Origin of the sequence: Streptomyces sp. NPDC002825 (genome assembly GCF_040295385.1) — a bacterium.
Taxonomy (GTDB): domain Bacteria; phylum Actinomycetota; class Actinomycetes; order Streptomycetales; family Streptomycetaceae; genus Streptomyces.
The window spans coordinates 313860-334855 of sequence record NZ_JBEOVH010000004.1; the positions used below are offsets into that span (position 1 = coordinate 313860).

General features: G+C 73.8%; 16 protein-coding genes. 10 read left to right on the forward strand and 6 right to left on the reverse strand.

Features of this window, described 5'->3' with window-relative positions; all coding sequences use genetic code 11:
• Nucleotides 1–5 precede the first annotated feature (5 nt).
• On the forward strand, nt 6–629 hold the full coding sequence (locus tag ABT041_RS08175; RefSeq protein WP_351180850.1) for a TetR/AcrR family transcriptional regulator: 624 nt from the start codon (nt 6–8) through the stop codon (nt 627–629).
• A 308-nt stretch (nt 630–937) separates the two neighbouring features.
• Nucleotides 938–2683: a DEAD/DEAH box helicase gene (locus ABT041_RS08180; RefSeq protein ID WP_351180853.1), complete on the forward strand. Its 1746-nt coding sequence runs from the start codon at nt 938–940 to the stop codon at nt 2681–2683.
• Here the strand turns inward: ABT041_RS08180 and ABT041_RS08185 are convergent.
• Entirely contained in the window at nt 2608–3516 is a 909-nt protein-coding gene (locus tag ABT041_RS08185; RefSeq protein WP_351180856.1) for a tyrosine-protein phosphatase, read from the reverse strand. The genes ABT041_RS08180 and ABT041_RS08185 overlap by 76 nt on opposite strands.
• 195 nt (nt 3517–3711) lie before the next feature.
• Nucleotides 3712–4191: a MarR family winged helix-turn-helix transcriptional regulator gene (locus ABT041_RS08190; RefSeq protein WP_351180859.1), complete on the reverse strand. Its 480-nt coding sequence runs from the start codon at nt 4189–4191 to the stop codon at nt 3712–3714.
• 120 nt (nt 4192–4311) lie between these two features.
• On the opposite strand from ABT041_RS08190, the gene ABT041_RS08195 reads away from it, so the two are divergent.
• Nucleotides 4312–5694, forward strand: a complete 1383-nt coding sequence (locus ABT041_RS08195) for an MFS transporter (protein WP_351180862.1) — start codon at nt 4312–4314, stop codon at nt 5692–5694.
• Nucleotides 5695–5772: 78 nt separating this feature from the next.
• Here the strand turns inward: ABT041_RS08195 and ABT041_RS08200 are convergent, their stop codons facing one another.
• Nucleotides 5773–7242, reverse strand: a complete 1470-nt coding sequence (locus tag ABT041_RS08200) for an ankyrin repeat domain-containing protein (protein WP_351180865.1) — start codon at nt 7240–7242, stop codon at nt 5773–5775.
• Nucleotides 7243–7299: 57 nt separating this feature from the next.
• Nucleotides 7300–8184, reverse strand: coding sequence for a hypothetical protein (locus tag ABT041_RS08205; RefSeq protein WP_351180868.1), 885 nt, complete (start codon nt 8182–8184; stop codon nt 7300–7302).
• Between the two features lie 199 nt (nt 8185–8383).
• On the opposite strand from ABT041_RS08205, the gene ABT041_RS08210 reads away from it, so the two are divergent.
• On the forward strand, nt 8384–9154 hold the full coding sequence (locus ABT041_RS08210; protein WP_351181064.1) for a S1 family peptidase: 771 nt from the start codon (nt 8384–8386) through the stop codon (nt 9152–9154).
• A gap of 85 nt (nt 9155–9239) precedes the next feature.
• On the opposite strand, the gene ABT041_RS08215 is transcribed toward ABT041_RS08210, so the two are convergent.
• Nucleotides 9240–10994 carry a glycoside hydrolase family 35 protein gene (locus ABT041_RS08215; RefSeq protein ID WP_351180871.1) on the reverse strand — a complete coding sequence of 585 codons (1755 nt, stop codon included), beginning with the start codon at nt 10992–10994 and terminating at the stop codon, nt 9240–9242.
• Nucleotides 10995–11073: 79 nt separating this feature from the next.
• Between ABT041_RS08215 and ABT041_RS08220 the strand changes: the two genes are divergently transcribed.
• The 6 genes from ABT041_RS08220 (at nt 11074) to ABT041_RS08245 (ending at nt 19100) form a co-directional block, all read left to right on the forward strand.
• On the forward strand, nt 11074–11961 hold the full coding sequence (locus tag ABT041_RS08220) for a helix-turn-helix transcriptional regulator (RefSeq protein ID WP_351180874.1): 888 nt from the start codon (nt 11074–11076) through the stop codon (nt 11959–11961).
• A gap of 11 nt (nt 11962–11972) precedes the next feature.
• Complete coding sequence (locus tag ABT041_RS08225; RefSeq protein WP_351180877.1) at nt 11973–12287, forward strand: chorismate mutase; 315 nt, start codon at nt 11973–11975, stop codon at nt 12285–12287.
• Nucleotides 12287–13273: an asparaginase gene (locus ABT041_RS08230; RefSeq protein WP_351180880.1), complete on the forward strand. Its 987-nt coding sequence runs from the start codon at nt 12287–12289 to the stop codon at nt 13271–13273. The genes ABT041_RS08225 and ABT041_RS08230 overlap by 1 nt, the downstream gene beginning before the upstream one ends.
• A 51-nt stretch (nt 13274–13324) precedes the next feature.
• Nucleotides 13325–15808, forward strand: a complete 2484-nt coding sequence (gene pepN / locus ABT041_RS08235; RefSeq protein WP_351180883.1) for an aminopeptidase N — start codon at nt 13325–13327, stop codon at nt 15806–15808.
• A 509-nt stretch (nt 15809–16317) separates the two neighbouring features.
• A complete protein-coding gene (locus ABT041_RS08240) occupies nt 16318–17691 on the forward strand; it encodes a pyridoxal phosphate-dependent decarboxylase family protein (RefSeq protein ID WP_351180886.1) in 1374 nt (457 codons plus the stop codon).
• Entirely contained in the window at nt 17688–19100 is a 1413-nt protein-coding gene (locus tag ABT041_RS08245; RefSeq protein WP_351180889.1) for a lysine N(6)-hydroxylase/L-ornithine N(5)-oxygenase family protein, read from the forward strand. Before ABT041_RS08240 ends, ABT041_RS08245 begins: the two co-directional genes overlap by 4 nt.
• Nucleotides 19101–19112: 12 nt before the next feature.
• Here ABT041_RS08245 and ABT041_RS08250 read toward each other — a convergent pair whose 3' ends face one another.
• Nucleotides 19113–20909, reverse strand: coding sequence for a 5'-nucleotidase C-terminal domain-containing protein (locus ABT041_RS08250; protein WP_351180891.1), 1797 nt, complete (start codon nt 20907–20909; stop codon nt 19113–19115).
• Nucleotides 20910–20996 lie beyond the last annotated feature (87 nt).

The window sequence follows — 20996 nt, forward strand, 5'->3', positions numbered from 1 at the left end:
GGCACGTGCCGAACACTGCAAGCAAGAAGAAGACCCAGGTGAGCGGCGGGCCCGAGCGGCGCCGTGAACTCCTCGACACGGCGGCCGAGGTGTTCGCCGCCCAGGGGTACAACGCCACCACCGTCCGCAAGATCGCGGACGCCGCCGGGATGCTCGCCGGCAGCCTCTACTACCACTTCGACTCCAAGGAGTCGATGCTCGACGAGATCCTCTCCACCTTCCTGAACGAGCTGTGGGAGGGGTACGACGCCGTCCTCGGCGCCGGGCTCGGCCCCCGCGAGACGATCGAGGCCCTGGTCACCGAGTCCTTCCGGGAGATCGACCGGCACCGTGCCGCCGTCGCGATCTACCAGAAGGAGTCCCAGCACCTCGTCGACCAGCCCCGCTTCGGCTACCTCGTCGACTCGCAGCGCAGGTTCGAGAAGGCCTGGCTCGGAACCCTGGAGCGCGGGGTCGCGGAGGGGGTCTTCCGCGGCGACCTCGACGTCCGGCTGACCTACCGCTTCGTGCGCGACACCGTCTGGGTCGCCGCGTCCTGGTACCGGCCGGGCGGACAGCACAGCCCGGAGGAGATCGCCCGCCAGTACCTGTCGATGGTCCTGGACGGGGTCGCCGTACGCCGCGACTGACCGGACCGCCGGGACCGTCACCGATCGGGTCGTGGTGCCGTCACCGACCGGACCGCCGGGACCGTCATCGACCGGACCGCTGTGACGCCGCTCACGGCGGGACCCGGAACGGGGCGGACGAGGGGTCGACCGGGGCGGGAAGGTCCCGGGGCGCACTATTGTTCCGGGTAGAAACAGCCGGGGCCCGCACCGCGTGTTCCGGGGAGAAACAGCCGGGGCCCGCACCGCGTGTTCCGGGAGAACAGCCGGGGCCCGCATCGCGCAGGTGCGGGCCCCGGCTGTGCCGCGCACCGGCCAGGAAGGCACGAATGACCCGCTCCGAACGCCCCCACAAGCGCGGCCCCCGCACCGCCCAGGCGAAGTCCACGTCCCAGCCGAAGGGCCCCCGCGGCGGCCGTCGTCCCGCCGCGCCCCCGCCGCCGCAGGAGTTCACTCCGCCGGAGACGGTGACGCCCGCGCTGCCGCCCGTGGCGTCCTTCGAGGACCTGGACATGCCGGCCGCGCTGCTGCGGACGCTCACCGAGCAGGGTGTGACGGAGCCGTTCCCGATCCAGGCCGCGACCCTGCCGAACTCGATCGCCGGGCGCGACGTGCTCGGCCGGGGGCGTACCGGCTCCGGCAAGACCCTCGCCTTCGGGCTCGCGCTCCTCGCCCGCACCGCCGGCCGCAGGGCCGAGCCGACCGCGCCCCTCGCGCTGGTCCTGGTGCCGACCCGCGAGCTGGCGCAGCAGGTGACCGACGCGCTCACCCCGTACGCCTCGGCGCTGCGGCTGCGGATCGCCACGGTCGTCGGCGGCATGTCGATCTCCCGGCAGTCCTCGTCCCTGCGGCGCGGCGCCGAGGTGCTCATCGCGACGCCCGGCCGGCTGCACGACCTCATCGAGCGGGGCGACTGCCGACTGGACCAGGTGGCCGTCACGGTCCTGGACGAGGCCGACCAGATGGCCGACATGGGCTTCCTGCCGCAGGTCACGAAGCTGCTGAAGCAGGTCGAGCCGGGCGGGCAGCGACTGCTGTTCTCGGCGACCCTCGACCGGAACATCGACAAGCTCGTCAAGATGTTCCTGGACGACCCGGTCGTGCACTCGGTCGACCCGTCGGCCGGTGCGGTGACCACGATGGAGCACCACCTGCTCTACGTGCTCGACGAGACGGACAAGAAGGCCGTCACGCTGCGGATCGCGGCCCGTGAAGGCCGCACGATCCTGTTCATGGACACCAAGCGGTCGGTGGACCGGCTGGTCAAGCGGCTCCTGGCGAACGGCGTGCGGGCCTCGGGGCTGCACGGCGGCCGTTCGCAGCCGCAGCGGAACCGGACCCTGGACCAGTTCAAGACCGGCCAGGTCACCACGCTGGTCGCGACGAACGTGGCGGCGCGCGGCATCCACGTGGACGACCTCGACATGGTCGTGAACGTGGACCCGCCGATCGACCACAAGGACTACCTGCACCGGGGCGGCCGCACGGCCCGCGCCGGCGAGTCCGGCAGCGTCTTCACGCTGGTCCTGCCCGAGCAGAAGCGGGACATGGGCCGGCTGATGTCGAACGCGGGCATCAGCCCCCGTACGGCGCAGATCAGGTCCAGCGACGAGGAGCTCGCCGAGCTGACCGGCGCCCGGGAGCCCTCGGGCGTCCCGGTCGTCATCGAGACCCCGCAGCCGACCCCGCCGCGCAAGGCGACGGGAACCGGTGGCACGGGCGGCCGTCGTCGTCGCCGTCCGGCCGGTTCCGGAAGCGGTGGTACGGACACGGCCGCACCGTCGTCGGGCCGCGGCTCCGGCACGTCCGGCGGCCGCGGGTCCGCCGCCCCCTCCGGAAGCCGGGGCTCCGGCGCCGCGACGGGCACGGGCCGGGCTTCCGGCGGCGCGGGCGGCTCCGGCCGGGGAGCGGGCGGTGCGGGGCGCGGCTCCGGCGCCGGCCGGGGTTCCGGCTCGGGTGCCGGGCGCGGTGCGGCGGCCGGCGCGGGCCGGGGCGGGCGTCAGGCGTCCGGCACGAGCCGTGCGCGGAGCGCCGCGAGCTCGCGCAGCTCCAGGCCGAGGCCGACCGACACGTAACGGAAGAGGCTCCCGTAGGAGGTGCGGACCTGGTCGAGGGCGGTGTCCAGGTATGCGTCCCGCACCTCCTGGAGCGGCACGATCAGGTCCGGGTTCTGCATGAGCCCGCTCTGCTTGAGGCCCTCCCGCACCCGTGCGTCGTAGGCGGCGCGGAAGGTGTTGGAGGCCAGGTAGTCCGCGCGGGCGGAGGTCTCGGGCACCCCGAGGAGGGTGAGCAGGAGCCAGCTCGTCCAGCCGGTGCGGTCCTTGCCGGAGGTGCAGTGCAGAAGCAGCGGCCCCCGGCGGGGATCGGCCAGGTCCCGCAGGGTGGCCGCGAGGGCGGCCCGGTTCGCGGCGTCGGTCACGAAGGTGCGGTACACCTCGCGCATGAAGGCGGCGGCCCGCCCGCCGCCGAGCATCTCCTCCTGGCGCACCGGGTCGCGGGAGCCGATCGCGGCCATCAGCTGCCCGAAGAGCCCGTTGTCGGTGACGGGCCGGGCGACGGGGGCCGTGCCGGCGGGCAGCCGGTCGGCGCCGTCGTACTGGACCTCCAGCGGGATCCGCAGGTCGACGACGGTGCCGAGGCCGAGTCCGGCGAGGGTCGTGAGGTCGGCGTCGGTGAGCTTGGCGAGGTGGTCGCCGCGGTAGGCGAGGCCCTGCCGGACCGGGGCGCCGTCGTAGGTGAGGTACCCACCGAGATCGCGGACGTTGACGGCGCCCTGGAGCGGGATCTGCCGGATCGCGGTCGCCGTGCGGGTGCGGGTGCGGGTGCGGGCGCTCGCCTCCGTGGGCAGCACCGACAGCAGGGCGGCGGCGCCGGTGGTGGTGAGCAGTGCGCGTCGGGACAAGGGCATGGCTGGACTCCCTTACGGACTGACGGACGTACGGCGGAGGGCCGTACGGCAGACGGACACGGGTGGGACAGCCGTGGGCGGACGGGCCCGCGGGGCCGCTCTTCCACCTAACGTTAGTTAGGTGGCGTGCTGGCGAGGAACGTAGCAGCCGGGAGGGCCGAAGGGGAGGGGTGTGCGGCCATCGGGCCGCGCGGGCTACTCCGTGAGGCGCTTGGTGGCGGCCCGCTGGCGTTCCGTCGCGCCCGTGAGGAAGCGGGTGATCGTCGCCAGCTCCTCGGTCGTGAACTCCTCGTAGAGCTCGTGCACCTCACGCGCCCAGTCGTCGAAGAGCGGGGCGAGCTCGGCGAGCTTCTCGGGGCGGGGCTCCACGAGCACCCGGCGCTTGTCCGTCGGGTGCTTCACCCTGCGCACGAAGCCCTTGCGCTCCAGGCGGTCGACGAGCCCGGTGACGGAGGCGGGGGCCAGGCCCGAGTGCTCGGCCAGCTCCTTGGCGGTGAGGGGGCCGTGCCGTTCGAGCAGGTCGAGCGTCTTGGTCTCGGTCGGGCCCAGGTCCTGCTGGGCCGCGACCGCCGAGTGGAAGGCGACGGAGGCGGCGCTGGAGTCCCGGCCGGCGGTGGTGAGGGCGGCGACGACCGCGTCCCGTTCCTGGTCCTGTGCGGTGTCCTGCTCGCTCATGGCGGCAGCCTAGCAAAATTCATTTCGTTCGGCCGAACGAAAGGCTTGCGATCAAGGCCGAGCCCCTGTCATCTTTATTTCGTTCGCCCGAACGAAATAAATCACGATGGGAGGGGCGAGATGTCCACGACCACCACGACCGCCGCCACCGGCGACCACTTCACCGTCCACCCGCGCCGCTGGGCCGCCGCCGTCGTCATGATGGTCGCCGCCCTGATGGACCTGGTGGACGTCACCATCGTCAACGTCGCCCTGCCCTCCCTCGGGCGCGGCCTCGGCGCCTCCGAGAGCGCCCTCCAGTGGACCGTCTCCGCCTACCTCCTGGGCTTCGCCGCGACCCTCGTCGTCGCGGGACGGCTCGGCGACCGGTACGGCCGGAAGGCGCTCTTCCTCGCCGGCACCGCCGGCTTCGGCCTCGCCAGCCTCGCCTGCGGCCTCGCCCAGAGCCCCGGCGGGCTGATCGCGGCCCGCGCGGTGCAGGGCGTGGCCGCCGCCGTGCTGATGCCGCAGGTGCTCGGCTCCTTCCAGAGCCTCTTCCGCGGCAAGGACCGCGGCAAGGTCTTCGGGATGTACGGCGCGGTGGCCGGCTTCGCCTCCGCGATCGGGCTGCTGCTCGGCGGGGTCCTCACCGACGCGGACCTCTTCGGGCTCGGCTGGCGCAGCGTCTTCCTCGTCAACGTGCCCGTCTCCGTCCTCACCCTCGCCGCCGCCGTCGTCCTCGTCCCCGGCACCCGCGAGCAGGCCGCCACCCGGCCCCCGCTGCTCGGCAGCCTCGTCCTCGCCGCCGGACTCGTCGCCGTCGTCCTGCCGCTCGTCCAGGGCCGCGGCTGGGGCTGGCCGCTGTGGGGCTGGGGCCTCCTCGCCGCCGGCGCCCTCGCGGTGGCCGGGGTCGCCGCACGCGGCTCGGTGCTGCCCCGGCGGATCTTCACCGTCCCGGCCTTCTCGTACGGGCTCGCCGTCCAGCTGCTCTTCGCCCTCGGGATGCAGGGCTTCTTCCTGGTCCTCGCGATCTGGCTGCAGGGCGGCCAGGGCTACACCCCGACGCAGGCGGGCGTCCTGATGGCCGCCTTCTCGGCGGGCGGCTTCCTCACGGCCCCGGCCGCCGAACCGCTCGCCGCCAGGCTCGGCCGGTACGTCCCCACCGCGGGCGCCCTCCTCATGGCCGGCGGCTACGGCTGGGTCTGGTACGCGATGGACACCGCGGCCCCCGTCCACACCGGCGCCTGGCCCCTGGCGCCCGGCCTCGCCGTCGCGGGCGCCGGCCTCGGCCTCCTCGTCGTCCCGCTCGTCGGCATCGTCCTCTCGGCCGCCCCGGCCGAACTCGCGGGCGGAGCGTCGGGCGTCTTCTCCACCGCCCAGCAGTTCGGCGGCGCCCTCGGCGCGGCCGCCATCGGCACCGCGTACTTCGCGGACCTCTCCCTCTCCGCCGCGATGCCCTGGGTCCTCGCGGCCTACGCCGGCGCCGCCCTGCTGAGCCTGCGGCTCCCCGCCGGCGGCCGGTGACGCCCCTCTCACCCGCACGCGCGCGCCGGGACCCGGACGGGTCCCGGCGCGCCCGGCTGCCCCCGCTGCCGGGAAGGCTCAGCTCCGGCGCGGCGTCGTCCACTCCAGACGGGTCCTGACCCGCCGGTCGTGCACGTGCTCCAGGGCGGCCAGTGCCGTCTCGCGCGCCGCGCCGTCCGCCTCCCCGTCCGCGAGGATCGACGCCAGCGCGTCGACGGCCCGCGGGTCCTGACGGATCGCGAGACCGCGCGCCGCCTCCGCCGCGGTCTCCGGATCGGTGTCGCCGAGCCGCTCCGCGAGCCCCTCCCGTACGAGGGGGTTGTCGTCCGGCAGTTCGGCGAGCGCGAGCGTCGCCCAGTCCCGCACCCGGGCGTCGCCGTCCCGGCTCAGCGCGAGGACCACCCCCAGCGCCTCGACGTGCCCGGCCGGCACGATCCCGGCGAGCGCCGACGCGACCGCCCGGCGGACCACAGCGTCGGGATGCCCGGCCGCCGCGAGCAGTTCCGGCACGGCGGCCGCGTCCGCGCACTCCCCGAGCGCGGTCACCGCCGAGAGCACCGGCTCCCGCGCCGGGGGCGCCGCCTCCGCCGCGAGCCGGCGGAGGACCGGGACCGCGCCCGGACCGAAGCCGGGCAGCGCACCGAGCACCCGCGCGCCGAGGGCCCGCCGCAGCGGATCCCGGTAGGCGCACCACCCGGCCGCCGCCACGAAGGTCTCCTCGTCGGCCCGGCCCGCCAGTTCGGCCACCGCCGTCGTCCAGTCGTCGAGCTCCGGGTCGCCGCAGCGCAGCGCCCGCGCCGCGAGCTCCTCGTGCGGGGTGCGCAGGCCCAGCGACGCCTCCAGGAGCGTGGCGATCGCCGCGTGCCCGGTCTGCCGGTCGTCGCCGCGCCCGGGCGCGCCGTTCTCCCGCAGCAGCTCGACGCACACCGTGATCCCGCCCTCCTCCCGGATCCGCCGGACGACCGCCTCGTACGTCTGCCCGCCCTCGTTCCCGGCGACGAGCCCGCGCCGCAGCTCGGCCGCGATGTCGGCGCCGATCCACCGCCGGGCCTCCCGCAGCGCGGCCTCCCTGGCCTGTGCCCCGTGGTCGAGGAGCGCCCGCACACAGCCGCTGGAGCCGCGCCGGGCCGCGGCGACGAGCGGCAGGAGCCCGTCGGGTCCGGGCCGGTCCGGGTCGGCGCCGTGCTCCAGGAGGACCCGTGCCGTGTCGGCATGGCCGAGACGGAGCGTCCAGGCGAGGGCCGTGAACCCGTACGACTCCTCCTGGTCGGCCGCCGCGCCCGCCGCGAGCAGGGCCCGCACCACCTCGGTGTGTCCGCCGCAGGCCGCGCCGCACAGCGGCAGGTCGCCGTCGTCCTCGCCGCTGGGCCGGGCCGGGTCGGCCCCGGCGGCGAGCAGGACCCGCACGATCCCCGCCTCGCCGTCGACGGCCGCACGGTACAGGGCGCTCTCCCCGTCCTCCCGGCCCTCGGGGTCCGCCCCGTCCCGCAGGAGCCGTACGGCCCCGTTCTCGTCCCCGTCCCGGATGGCGTCGAACAACGTGCTCATGCCCCGACCCTGACGCGCCGTCGGCGCACGGCGCAAATCGATTCGCGCGTCCCCGTCTCAGGAGGCGCAGTCGAGGACCGAGCCGCACACCCCGCACCGGGCCCGCAGCGCCCGTCCCGCCGGGATCCGCAGCCGCTGGGCGCAGACCGGGCAGGGGAAGGAGACACCGGTCGCCGGTGCGCCGCCCTCGAAGGCGTACGGGGCGTCCTCGGCGGCCCGGCCCCGGCGCCGCTGCGCGGCGTACCGCCGGCGCTCGGCCCAGCCGGCCCCGGCGAGCGGCGGCGCGGTCCGCTCCCGTTCGGCCTCCGCCCGGCCCCGTACCCACGCCTCGTACGCCACCGCGCTGGTGAACCACGGCGAGGGGTCCTCGCCGAAGACCTCGGCCCGCTTGGCGAGGACGTGGCCGAACTCCTCCGGGGTCAGATAGCCGAGCTTCTGGCTCTCGACGCCGTCGCGCCGGTAGGCGTCGAGCAGCAGCCAGCCGGCGCCGAGATAGGTGGTCGTCACATCGGTGAGGACCTCGTTCTCGGCGGTGGAGGGGAAGCCGAGGCCGAGCCGGTGCAGCAGGACGTGGGTGATCTCGTGGGCGAGGGCCGCGCCGATGTCCCGGCGGCGGGTCCGGAAGCGGTCGTTGAGCTCCACGAAGTACTCGGGGCCCGCGGTGAGCTCGACGGCCGCCGCGTACTCCATGGGCCGGAAGCTCACCACGATGCGCGCCTCGGGCAGTCTCAGGTGCCGGACGAGTGCGTGGGCCACCCGCTGGGCGCCCAGATGGAGGTCCTCGTCGTCGCCGAGGGCGACGTCGGCGGCGGTCACGCTGCCGGGGTAGCGGTGCACGCCGTCGGGGGAGAGACGGCGGTAGAGCGCGGTGAGCGAGGCCCGCACGGCGGCGCGGTGCGGAAAGCCGTGGATGACACGGTCGGCCTCATGACGGTTCTGCATGCCGGATCCCCTCTCCCGACCACTGTACGGTCCACCCACCGGATCTGGCCGAAAAGGCTTTCTTGTGGCGGCAGTTGAGCGCTGTCCATAATCCGGACGTACCTTGACGAGCGCATGTCACCAATGCGGTGCCGGTGTCGCCGCCCGTCGGGGCCGACCCCCCACGAGAGAAGGAAGACACGTGAAGCAGCAGAACCGCATGGTCCGTGCCCTCCAGAAGCTGGCCGCGGCCGGCGCCGTCGTCCTGGCGGCCGTCAGCCTGCAGCCCACCACCACCGCCTCCGCCGCCCCGGCCCCCGTGGTCGGCGGCACCCGCGCCGCCCAGGGCGAGTTCCCCTGGATGGTCAGGCTCTCCATGGGCTGCGGCGGCTCCCTGATCACCCCTCAGGTCGTCCTCACCGCCGCCCACTGTGTGAGCGGCTCCGGCACCAACACCAGCATCACCGCCACCGCCGGAGTCGTGGACCTCCAGTCCAGCAGCGCCATCAAGGTCCGGTCCACCAAGGTCCTCCAGGCCCCCGGCTACAACGGCCAGGGCAAGGACTGGGCGCTCATCAAGCTCGCCAGCCCCATCACCTCGCTGCCCAACCTGAAGATCGCCGACACCACCGCGTACAACAGCGGCACCTTCACCGTCGCCGGCTGGGGCGCCGCCCGCGAGGGCGGCTCGCAGCAGCGCTACCTGCTCAAGGCGAACGTCCCGTTCGTCTCCGACGCCTCCTGCCAGACCGCCTACGGCAGCGACCTCATCCCGTCCGAGGAGATCTGCGCCGGCTACAGCCAGGGCGGGGTCGACACCTGCCAGGGCGACTCCGGCGGCCCGATGTTCCGCAAGGACGACAACGGCGCCTGGATCCAGGTCGGCATCGTGAGCTGGGGCGAGGGCTGCGCCCGGGCCGGCTACCCCGGCGTCTACACGGAGGTCTCGACCTTCGCCTCCGCCATCAAGTCCGCCGCCGCCACGCTGTAGCGGCCGGCTCGTGAACGGGTGCCCCGGAGCGGCCTCGGCTCCGGGGCGCCTTCACATGCTGGATTCACCCATTCAGTGCGCCGTGTCAGAGGACGTCCAGCTCCACCGAGGCCGGCGCCCCGCCCTCCAGCTCCAGGACCCACACCTCGTTCGAGCCCTCCCGCAGCACCGGGCCCGGCACGAACAGCGCCTCCTGCGGGCCCGCCACCCAGTAGCGGCCCAGGCAGAAACCGTTCACCCACACGAACCCACGGGTCGAGCCCGGCAGCCGCAGCCACGCGTCCCCGGCCCCGGTCACGTCGAGCGCCCCCCGGTGCAGGCCCGGCCCCCCGGAGACCGGCCCGAACGGCACCTTGCCGACCGCCGCCGGCTCGAAGGCGTCCAGGCGCAGCCCCCTGGCCCGTACCCCGTGCAGATACTGCCGCTCGTGCCGTACCCCGCCCGTGATCCCCTTCGGCTCCCCGACCCGCGGCCCGTAGTTGACCCGGCCCAGGGACTCCACCCACAGGTCCACCACCGCGGGGCCGGCCACCGGCTCCGGAAGGACGGGGTCCTCCCCGTCCGAGGAGTCCAGCACCCCCGCCCGCAGCCCGTCGACGTACACCACCGCCCGGTCCCGCAGCCCCGTCACACCCAGCGGATACGGCTGCCGGGGTCCCGGCACCGCCACCCGGTAGCGGACCAGACCGCGGTCCACCCCCAGCTCCTCGAAGGCCGGCGGCACCGGCGTCACCGTCTCCTCGCCGCCGAGGACGTCCAGGACCCCGTCCAGCGGCGCCCACCCGTCGAACACGCCGCAGACCGGCGCGCCGAGCCGGGCCGGCGGCTCGGGCAGCTCCGGCAGCGGCCCCTGCGCGTACTGCGCGAGCACCTCGCGGAAGGCCCAGAACTTCTCCGTCGGCCGCCCCGCCTCGTCCACCGGCGCGTCGTAGTCGTACGAGGTCACCGTCGCCCGCAGCGGACCGTCGTGCAGCTCACCGTCCCGGTTCGCGCCCGCCCAGCCGCCGAAGTTCGTCCCGCCGTGCGCCATGTACACATTGACCGAGGCCCCGCACTCCAGGACCTCCCGCAGCGCCGCGGCCGCGTCCGCCGCCTCCCGTACGGAGTGCTCCGTGCCCCAGTGGTCGAACCAGCCGCACCAGAACTCCATGCACATCAGCGGCCCCGACGGCTGGTGCCGGCGCAGCGTCGCGAAGCCCTCCCGCGCCCCCGAGCCGAAGTTCGCCGTCGCCAGCACCCCCGGCACCGAACCGCCCGTCAGCATGTGGTCCTCGGGCCCGTCCGAGGTGAACAGCGGCACGCTCACCCCGCACTCCCGCAGCAGCCCCGCCAGCCACTCCAGATAGCCCAGGTCGCTCCCGTAACTCCCGTACTCGTTCTCCACCTGCACCAGGACCACCGGACCGCCCCGGTCCACCTGCCGCTCCACCACCTGGGGGAGCAGCCGCCGGAACCAGGCCTCCACCGGCGCCAGGAACTCCGGGTCGAGGCTCCGCACCCGCCGCCCGAGCGGGCCGGTCAGCCAGTGCGGAAGACCGCCGTTCTCCCACTCGGCGCAGATGTAGGGACCCGGGCGCACGATCGCCCGCATCCCGGCCCGCCCCACCGCGTCCAGGAACCGCCCGAGCGCCTCCACGTCCGCGTACCGGCCGGGCTCCGGCTCGTGCAGGTTCCACGGGACGTACGTCTCCACGCAGTCGAGGCCCATCGCGCGCAGCATCCCGAGCCGGTGCTCCCAGTGCCCCTCGTGCACCCGGAAGTAGTGCAGCGCACCCGAGAGCAGCCGCACCGGCCGTCCGTCCAGCAGAAAGTCCTCGTCACCCACAGCGAACGTGCTCATGGCCTCACCCTGACCCCCTGGCGGCGGCGCGGTCCATGGACAAAGATCGTCGCAGTTTGGACGTTACGGAGGCCCGGCGATGTACCACACCTGGATGCGTTACTTCACGCCCGGACCCGTCCACCACCGCCTCGGCCTCGTCTGTCTCGGCGTCGGACTCCAGCACGGCACCCTGCCCACCGTCGGCCCGCGCACCCTCGACCACCACGTCGCCGTCGTCGTCTCCGCCGGCAGCGGCTGGTACCGGGGCGCCGACGGGCGCCGCACCACCGTCACCGCCCCCGCCCTCCTCTGGCTCACCCCCGGCACCCCCCACCACTACGCCGCCGACCCCGCCACCGGCTGGGACGAGGCCTTCGTCGACTTCACCGGACCCGCCACCGCCACCTACACCGAACTCGGCTACATCGAGCCCGACCGGCCCGTCGTCCCGCTCTCCGACGCGGCCCCCGCCCGCGCCGCCATCGGCCGCATCGCCCGCGCCGCCCGCCCCGGCAACCCCCTCCTGGAGGTCGAGACCGGCGCCGCCGTCCACGAACTGCTCGTCGCCCTGCGCCGGGCCCGCGCCGACACCAACCCCGACGGCGACCCCGTCCTCGCCGCCCTCGCCCGCGACGCCTTCCAGCCGCTCTCCGTCGCCGACCACGCGGCCCGGCACGGCATGACCCCCGCCGAGCTGCGCACCGCCGTCCGCCGCGCCGCCGGATGCAGCCCCAAGGACTACCTGCTCACCGTCCGCCTCGGCCGCGCCAAGGAACTCCTCGCCGCCACCGAGCTGCCCGTCGCCGCCGTCGCCCGCCGCGTCGGCTACGACGACCCCGCCTACTTCTCCCGGCTCTTCACCCGCCGGGTCGGCACCGCGCCCATCCGCTTCCGCGAACAGCAGGGACGGTCCGTGCACGGCGGCTGGAGCAACGTCGTTCCGGATCCCGAACACCCGCCCACCATCCGGGCCAGATCCGTCTAAGCTCGCAGATCATGAGCGACACCAGCGACATCGACCCGACCGTCATCGCCGAACTGACCCGGCTGCGCGAAAGCATCGACAACATCGACGCGGCGGTCGTGCACATGCTCGCCGAGCGCTTCAAGTGCACCCAGCAGGTCGGCGTCCTCAAGGCCGAGCACCAGCTCCCGCCCGCCGACCCCGCCCGCGAGGCCCGCCAGATCGCCCGGCTGCGGGAGCTCGCCGAGAGCGCGAAACTGGACCCGGCCTTCGCGGAGAAACTCCTCAACTTCATCATCGCCGAGGTCATCCGCCACCACGAGACGATTGCGGACGGAGCACGCTGATGAGCCGCGTCACGGTCTTCACCCTCGGAGGGACCATCTCCGCGCGAGGCGGTGACGCGGCCCGTATGACCGGCCAGGAGGTCCTCGCCGGGCTCGGCGCCCCCGAGGACGTCGAGCTGCGGGACTTCCGCCGCGTCCCCAGCTCCACCCTCTCCTTCGAGGACCTCGCGGCCCTCGCCGAGGAGGTCCGCGCGGCCGTCGCCGCCGGCTCCGGCGTGGTGGTCGTCCAGGGCACCGACACCCTGGAGGAGACCGCCTTCCTCCTCGACCTGCTCTGCACCACCGAGCAGCCGATCGTCGTCACCGGTGCCATGCGCCGCCCCGACCTGCCCGGCGCCGACGGCCCCGCCAACCTCGCCGCCGCGCTCGCCGTCGCCGCCCACCCCGCCTGCCGGAACCTCGGCGTCCTCGTCGTCCTCGCCGACGAGATCCACGCCGCCCGCCTCGCCCGCAAGACCCACACCACCTCGATCGCCACCTTCGCCTCGCCGGGCGCCGGACCGATCGGCACCGTCGTCGAGGGCGAACCGCGGATCCTGCTCCGCCCCGCCGCCCCCACCGCGCTCTGCCCGCTGAAGTTCGACCCCTCCGTCCGCGTCGCCCTGGTGACCCTCTCCCTCGGCGACCGCGGCGAACTCCTCGACGCCGTCGACGACCGCTTCCAGGGCCTCGTCGTCGCCGCCTTCGGCGCCGGACACGCCCCCGCCCCGCTCGTCGAACCCCTCGCCGAGATCGCCCGTCGCATCCCCGTCGTCCTCGCCTCCCGCACGGGCGGCGGCCCCACCCTCTCGCACACCTACCGCAGCCCCGGCTCCGAGCACGACCTGCTGCACCACGGACTGATCCCCGCCGGTCCGCTCGACCCCGCCAAGGCCCGGATCCTGCTCCACACCCTCATCTCCAGTGGCGCCGCCGGACCGGCGGGCTACGACCGCCCCCGCATCGCCGCCGTCTTCACCCACCTGAACGGCTCGGGCCTGGCCTGAGCTCCGTACACCCCCTGCCCCGGAAGAGAGCGATCGGGCAGCATAGGGCCCATGTCCGTACTGACGCGCGACGAAGCGCAGACCCGTGCCCAGCTCCTCGACGTCCACCACTACCGCGTGGACCTCGACCTCACCACCGGAGACGAGACCTTCGACTCACGGAGCCTCATCCGCTTCACGGCCCGCGCCGCGGGGGACACCTTCGTCGAGCTCAAGCCCGAGACCCTGCACTCCGCGCTCCTCGACGACGAGCCCCTCGACGTCACCACCCTCGACGGCAACCGGCTCCCGCTCCACGTCGCCGAGGGCGAGCACACCCTCAGCATCAGCACCACCATGCGGTACTCCCGCACCGGTGAGGGCATGCACCGCTTCACCGACCCCACCGACGGCGAGTCGTACGTCTACACCCAGCTGTTCATGGAGGACGTCCAGCGCGTCTTCGCCGCCTTCGACCAGCCCGACCTGAAGGCCGTCTTCGAGCTGAACGTCAAGGCCCCCGAGGGCTGGACCGTCCTCTCCAACGGCATCACCGAACAGCAGGAGGACGGCCGCTGGCAGGCCGCCCCCACCCCGCTCCTCTCCACCTACTTCGTCTGCGTCGCCGCCGGCCCCTGGCACAGCATCCGCACCGAGCACGCCGGCCTGCCCTTCGGCATCCACTGCCGCCGCTCCCTCGCCGCCCACCTGGACGCCGACGCCGAGGAGATCCTCGCCGTCACCAAGGCCTGCTACGACCGCTACCACGAGAAGTTCGACGAGCCGTACCCCTTCGACTCGTACGACCAGGCCTTCGTCCCCGAGTTCAACGCCGGCGCCATGGAGAACCCCGGACTCGTCACCTTCCGCGACGAGTTCGTCTTCCGCTCCGCCGTCACCGTCACCGAGCGGCAGACCCGCGCCATGGTCATCGCCCACGAGATGGCCCACATGTGGTTCGGCGACCTCGTCACCCTGCGCTGGTGGGACGACATCTGGCTGAACGAGTCCTTCGCCGAGTACATGGGCTTCCAGACCGTCAACGAGGCCTGCTCCGACCTCTTCCCCGACACCTGGATCGACTTCGGCGTCACCCGCAAGGCCTGGGGGTACGAGGCGGACCAGCGCCCCTCCACCCACCCCGTCGCCCCCGACCCGGAGGCCGTCCCCGACACCGCCTCCGCCCTCCTCAACTTCGACGGCATCTCCTACGCCAAGGGCGCCTCCGCCCTGCGCCAGCTCGTCGCCTGGCTCGGCGAGAAGGACTTCCTCGCCGGCATCAACATCCACTTCAAGCGCCACAAGTTCGGCAACGCCACCCTCGCCGACTTCATCGACAACCTCGCCGCCGCCACCGACCGCGACGTCCACGCCTGGGCCGAGCAGTGGCTGCGCACGACGGGCGTCGACACCCTCACCCCCCGCCTCGACGGCGAGGGCACCCACTGGCGGCTCACCGTCGACCGCCACGGCAGCCGCCCGCACCGCGTCCAGGCCGGGGTCTACGACCGGCAGCCCGACGGCGAGCTCACCCTGCGCGAGCGCCACGAGCTCGACGTCCCGCAGGAGGCGCCCGTCGAGCTGACCGGCCCGCGCCCCACCCTCGTCGTCCTCAACGAGGGCGACCTCAGCTACGCCAAGCTCCGCTTCGACGAGGTCTCCGAGGAGAGCGCCCTGCGCGGCCTCTCCCGCATCCCCGACCCGCTGACCCGCGCCGTGATCTGGAACGCCCTGCGCGACATGGTCCGGGACGGCGAACTGGAGCCCGCGGCCTACCTGGAGACCGCCCTCGCGCACCTGCCCGAGGAGACCGAACTCGCCCTCGTCCAAGGCGTCCTCGGCTTCGCCCGCACCCAGATCGCCGACCGGTACGTCACCGAGGAGCAGCGCCCGGCCGCCCTCGCCACCATCGGCGAGATCGCCCGCGCCCTGCTGCGCCGCACCGAGGACGGCGAGGCGCCCGGACTGCGCCTCACCGCCGTCCGCGCCTGCATCGACAGCGCCACCACCCCCGACAAGATCGCCTCCTGGCTCGACGAGGGCACCGTCCACGGCGGCCCCGAGCTCGACCCCGAGCTGCGCTGGCGGATCCTCGCCCGCCTCGCCGTCCTCGGCGCCACCGACGAGACCGTGATCGCCGCCGAACTGGAGCGGGACCCGAGCGCCACCGGCCAGGAGGGAGCGGTCCGCTGCCGGGCCTCCCTGCCGGACCCGGAGGCGAAGGCCACCGCCTGGTCGGCGATGTTCGCCTCGGACGACCTCTCCAACTACCTGTTCACCGCCACCGCCCAGGGCTTCTGGCAGCCCGAACAGGCCGAGCTCGTACGGGAGTACGTGCCGCGCTTCTACGAGGCGGCCGTCGCGCTCGGCGACCGCCGGGGCCCCGCGATGGCCGAGGCCGCCGGCCGCTACGCCTTCCCGTCGTACGCGATCGACGCCGAAGCCCTGGCCCTGGGCGAGTCCCACCTCGCCGACGACACGATGATCCCGGCCCTCCACCGCAAGCTCGTCGACCAGCTCGACGACCTGCGCCGGGCTCTGCGCGTGCGCGGCTAGGCGTCCGGAAGAGACGGCCCGGACCGGTCCGCCCGACCAGTTTCGGCCGGTCAGCGCCGCGTGCATCAGGCGCGCGGCGCCCACCGGCCGGCTGTCGGCGCTGTCGACGGCGATCCGGGCGACCGGGGCGCGGATGGCGCTGCGCCGGGCCGTGTCCGGGATGAGTCCGACGCCCGGCGGCCACCAGGATCGCGGTGGCGCTGGGCGCGTCGCCCTCGCGGACGATCCTCGGCGGCGCCAGGCCGTTCCCCGCGAAGAGCCGGTCGGGGAGCCCGCGCTGCCAGTGGCCCGCGCGGGTGCTGACGAAGGGCCCCGAGCGACTGGTGCGGGCCAGGGCGCGGAACGCGGAGGCGCCGCTGAAGGGCGCCGCCCCGCCGGGCGCGGGCCCGGACCGCAGCGGGGCGCCGCCCAGCACGGCGGGAGCGCGGGCACCGCTCCGCGTCCCTCGTTCGGGTCACGTCCCCCGACTCCCCGGACAACGACCCGCCCCGCCCGCCACCCTGTCGTCCATGCGTGCCGCACCCCCGCCCCTCGCCTCCGACCCCACCGCCCTGAGCCGCCTCCTGGGCACGGCTCTCGATGCCCTTCGTGAAGGGGCGCAGGTCAGGAGCGGACCCCTGCCGGCGGGGGGTCCGGAGGCAGTGGCCCGTAAGGTCGCGGCGCTCGGAGCCGTACTCCCCGACACCGGCACGGGACCCGACGAAGCCCTCCGTACCCTCGTGCGGGCCCTCGCGGAGGGCGCCGCGGACCCGGCTCACCCCCTGTGCGCCGCCCACCTCCACACCCCGCCCCTCGCGCTCGCCGCGGCCGCCGATCTGGCCGCCTCGGCGCTGAACCCGTCCATGGACTCCTGGGACCAGGCGCCCGCGGCCTCCGCCCTGGAGGCCGAGGTGACGGCGGCCCTGGCGGCCGAGGTCTTCCCCGCGGCGAAGGCCCCCGACGCGCTCGTCACCACCGGCGGCACCGAGTCCAATCAGCTCGCCCTGCTCCTCGCCCGGGAGCGTCACCCGGACGTGAGGATCGTGGTCGGCGCCAACGCCCATCACTCCTTCCGCCGCGCCGCCTGGCTCCTCGGCCTGCCCGAGCCGGTCACCGTCCCCACGCCGACGGGGGTCATGGACCCGGCGGCCCTCGCGGAGGCCCTCGACCGGGAGACGGGGCCCGTCCTCGTCGCCGCCACCGCCGGCACCACCGACGAGGGCCTCATCGACCCGCTCCCGGAGATCGCCGACGTCTGCGCGGCCGCGGGCGCCGGCGCCGATCTGCACGTCGACGCCGCGTACGGCGGCCCCGTCCTCCTCAGCCGTACCCACCGCCGCCTCCTCGACGGCCTCGACCGGGCCCGTACCGTCACCGTCGACCTGCACAAACTCGGCTGGCAGCCGGCCGCCGCCGGACTCCTCGCCGTACGCGACACGCAGGACCTCGCCGTCCTCGGCCACACCGCCGACTACCTCAACGCCGACGACGACACCGAGGCCGGCCTCCCCGACCTCCTCGGCCGCTCCCTGCGCACCACCCGCCGCCCCGACGTCCTCAAGACGGCCGTGACTCTGAGGGCCTTCGGCCGCAGCGGAGTCGGCGCGCTCGTCGACCGGTGCATGGACCTCGCCCAGGAGTTCGCCGATCTGGTGGAGAAGGCCGCGGGGTTCGACCTCCACGCCCGCCCGGTCCTCACCACCGTCCTCTTCCGGCCCACCGACGCCGACGACACGACCGTCGCCGCGATCCGCCGCACGCTCCTCGCCGAAGGCCGCGCGGTCCTCGGCCGGGCGCGGGCCGAGGGCGTTCTCTGGCTCAAGGCCACCCTGCTCAACCCGCACACCACCTCCGGCGACCTCGCCCGGTTCCTCACCCTCGTGGAAGGCAGCACGCACCGATGACCGGCAGCACCCCCCAGCAGGACCTCGACCAACCCCACGACCTGGTGGGCGTCGGCATCGGCCCCTTCAACCTCTCGCTCGCCGCCCTCGCGCACGGCGTCCCGGGCGGCCTCGCGGCCACCTTCTACGAGCAGCGGCCGGCCTTCCACTGGCACCCGGGGCTCCTCCTCGACGGCGCCACCCTCCAGGTCCCCTTCCTGGCCGACCTGGTGACCCTCGCCGACCCCGCGAGTCCCTGGACCTTCCTCAACTACCTGAAGAGCCGCGAGCGCCTCTTCCCCTTCTACTTCGCCGAGAAGTTCCACATCCAGCGCGCCGAGTACGACGCCTACTGCCGCTGGGTCAGCGAGCGGCTCCCCGGACTGAACTTCGGCCACCAGGTGGACTCCGTCCGCTGGAACCCGGAGCGGCGCCTCTTCGAGGTCGACTTCACCCAGATCGACCCGGAGGGCGAGGCCGAGGCCCTGGGCCGCGCCTACACCCGCAACGTCGTCCTGGGCGTCGGCACCGAGCCGTACGTCCCCGAGCCGCTCCGCCCGCTCGTCGACGCCCCCGGCGTCCCGGTGTTCCACTCGGCCGACTACCTCAGCCACCGCGAGACGCTCCTGCGCGCCGGGCACGTCACGGTCATCGGTTCCGGCCAGTCCGGCGCCGAGGTCTTCCTCGACCTGCTGCGCGCCCGCCCCGCCGGAGCCGAGCGCATCCACTGGCTGGCCCGCACCGAGGCCTTCGCCCCCATGGAGTACTCCAAGCTCGGCCTGGAGCACTTCACGCCCGACTACACCCGCTACTTCCACGCCCTCCCCGAGCCGGTGCGCGGCGAACTCATGCCCCGCCAGTGGCAGTTGCACAAGGGCATCGACGCGGACACCATCGCCGCCATCCACGACGAGCTCTACCGCCGCACCCTGCACGGCGGCTGGCCCGACGCCGTCCTCACCCCCGGCGTCCGGGTCCGCACCGCGGGGCGGGTCGCCACCACCCAGGTCGAGCTGCACCTGGAGCACGTGCAGCAGTCCACCCGCTCGCGGCTCACGACCGACGCCGTCGTCCTCGCGACCGGCTACCGGGAGCGCCCGGTGGAGCGGATGCTCGCCGGACTCGACCCGTACCTGCGGCACGACTCCTCGGGCCGCCCGCGGGTCGACGAGCGGTACCGGCTGGTCCTCGACCCGTCCGTCACGGGCTCCGTGTACGTCCAGAACGCCGAGCGCCACACCCACGGCGTCGGCGCCCCCGACCTGGGCCTCGCGGCCTGGCGCAGCGCGGCCATCCTCAACTCGGTCACCGGCAAGGAGCCGTACCCGCTGCCGCGCCGCACCGCCTTCACCACCTTCGGCCTGGAGACGCGAGAGGCGCCGAGCATCCCGGCCCAGGACCGGAAGCTGACGCCTCTCGTACAGCAGTAGGAGCTCCAGGAGCTAGAAGACCGGCACGCCGTCCCGGGTCAGCTTCCAGTCCACCGACGCGAAGGTGCCAGGGTCGACCGTCCCCTTGGCCTTCACCCACTGGATGATGGTGTTGCGGATCTCGTCCGAGTTCGACCAGAGCTTCGGGGCGGTGGCGACGTGCGGGAAGGCGCCGCCGCCGTTCGCCCGGTAGTTGTTGACGGCGAAGACGAACTGCGCCGCCGGGTCGAGCGGCTTGCCCTGGAAGGACAGGTTCACGATCCGCGAGCCGGCCGGCTTGGCGATGTCGATGTCGTACGTGAGACCCGACACGGCGTCGTAGTTGTAGTCCGGCGTGGCGTCCGCGTTGGTGAGCTTCGCGGTGTCGACGGGCGCGCCCGCCGGGGTCTGGACGTAGTACCGCGCCGAGTACTCCAGGTAGTCCTTCAGCTGGGCGCCCGTCATCAGACGGGCCTCCATGGTGTTCTCGAAGGGGTAGAGCCCGGCGGCGTCCTTGATGGTGATCTGCCCGGACGGGATGCGGGCCGTGCGGGAGAAGCAGGAGGCCTGCGAGAGCACCGGCAGGTTCGCGTACTGGCCGCCCGCCAGGGCCGCCTTCACCGTCTCGGCCTGGACGACGTTGATCAGGTCGATGATCGGCTCGTCCTTCCACGGCGCGTCGGCCGTGGTCATGGCCGCCGTGGAGGTGCCGATGACCTGGTTGACGTACTCCACGACCTTCTTGTGCTCGTCGACGAGCAGACCGGTGATCTCCGGGTCCTCGGCGACCGTGTTGGAGTTGAGGACCTGCGCGCCGGCCTTCTCGACCACCCAGCGGCCCTTCTCCCACACCAGGTCGAAGGAGAAGAGGGTGAGGCGCTGGCCCCACTTCAGCGGCTCGGACAGGACGACGTCCTTGCCGGTCTCCTTGTTCTTCACCCGGTACTCGGGGATCTCGGTGTGCGCGTGGCCGACGAGGATGGCGTCGATGCCCGGCACCTGCTCGGCGACGAGCCCGGCGGCGTTCTCGATGTACGGGAGCTGGTCACCGTACGAGGAGGTGCCGGAGGAGCCGGAGTGCGCCGAGACGACCACGACGTCGGCGCCCATGGAGCGCAGCTTCGGCACCCACTTGGCCGCCTGCTCCTCCAGGCCGGGGAAGACCATCTGGCCGGTGACGTTCGCCTTGTCCCAGATGGCGATGCCCGGGTTGGTCAGGCCGAGGACCGCGACCTTGACGTCCCTGCCGTGCGGGGTGCGCAGACAGTGCATGCTGTACGGCGCGAAGGCCGGGCGCAGGGTCTTCGCGTCGAGCGCGTTGGCGCCGAGCAGCGGGAAGTCGCACTGCTCCTCGAACTTCCGGAGCACCGGGATGCCGTAGTTGAACTCGTGGTTGCCGAGCGCGGCGGCGTCGTAGCCGATGGCGTTCATGGCCTGGGCCATCGGGTGGACGGGGCCGCCGGTCTGGGTGATCGGGTCGACCTTGGCGTAGTAGTAGGACAGCTGGGTGCCCTGGATGGTGTCACCGGCGTCGATGAGGAGGGTGTTCTCCTCGCCCTTCTCGGCGCGCACCTGGTTGACCAGGGTGGAGATCTTGGCGAGGCCGACGTCGTTGTGCGCCTTGTCGTCGAACTCCTTGTCCGTGAAGTAGTCCCAGTTGAAGACGTTGCCGTGCAGGTCGGTGGTGCCCATCACGGTGAACGAGTACCGCTTGGCCGGCCGGGGGCCTGCTTCACGGGCCTCGGCGGGGGCGGCGACCCCGGCGGTGAGGGCGACTCCGGCTCCGACGGCGGCGGAGCCCTCCAGGAAGGCCCGGCGGTTCAGCGGCATGTGTTCTCTCCCCTAGGTACGGCGCTGCCATGGCGCACAACGCGCGTAGATTCTGGCTCAGACCGCACCGTCGCAACAGCCCTCCCG

Bases quoted from the DNA above. Each gene is read 5' to 3' on its own strand.
- ABT041_RS08205 (WP_351180868.1), bottom strand. From the start codon at position 8,184: ATGCAGAACCGTCATGAGGCCGACCGTGTCATCCACGGCTTTCCGCAC.
- ABT041_RS08215 (WP_351180871.1), bottom strand. From the start codon at position 10,994: ATGAGCACGTTCGCTGTGGGTGACGAGGACTTTCTGCTGGACGGACGG.
- ABT041_RS08195 (WP_351180862.1), top strand. From the start codon at position 4,312: ATGTCCACGACCACCACGACCGCCGCCACCGGCGACCACTTCACCGTC.
- ABT041_RS08210 (WP_351181064.1), top strand. From the start codon at position 8,384: ATGGTCCGTGCCCTCCAGAAGCTGGCCGCGGCCGGCGCCGTCGTCCTG.
- ABT041_RS08220 (WP_351180874.1), top strand. From the start codon at position 11,074: ATGTACCACACCTGGATGCGTTACTTCACGCCCGGACCCGTCCACCAC.
- pepN (WP_351180883.1), top strand. From the start codon at position 13,325: ATGTCCGTACTGACGCGCGACGAAGCGCAGACCCGTGCCCAGCTCCTC.
- ABT041_RS08180 (WP_351180853.1), top strand. From the start codon at position 938: ATGACCCGCTCCGAACGCCCCCACAAGCGCGGCCCCCGCACCGCCCAG.
- ABT041_RS08240 (WP_351180886.1), top strand. From the start codon at position 16,318: ATGCGTGCCGCACCCCCGCCCCTCGCCTCCGACCCCACCGCCCTGAGC.
- ABT041_RS08190 (WP_351180859.1), bottom strand. From the start codon at position 4,191: ATGAGCGAGCAGGACACCGCACAGGACCAGGAACGGGACGCGGTCGTC.
- ABT041_RS08185 (WP_351180856.1), bottom strand. From the start codon at position 3,516: ATGCCCTTGTCCCGACGCGCACTGCTCACCACCACCGGCGCCGCCGCC.
- ABT041_RS08200 (WP_351180865.1), bottom strand. From the start codon at position 7,242: ATGAGCACGTTGTTCGACGCCATCCGGGACGGGGACGAGAACGGGGCC.
- ABT041_RS08230 (WP_351180880.1), top strand. From the start codon at position 12,287: ATGAGCCGCGTCACGGTCTTCACCCTCGGAGGGACCATCTCCGCGCGA.
- ABT041_RS08245 (WP_351180889.1), top strand. From the start codon at position 17,688: ATGACCGGCAGCACCCCCCAGCAGGACCTCGACCAACCCCACGACCTG.
- ABT041_RS08225 (WP_351180877.1), top strand. From the start codon at position 11,973: ATGAGCGACACCAGCGACATCGACCCGACCGTCATCGCCGAACTGACC.
- ABT041_RS08250 (WP_351180891.1), bottom strand. From the start codon at position 20,909: ATGCCGCTGAACCGCCGGGCCTTCCTGGAGGGCTCCGCCGCCGTCGGA.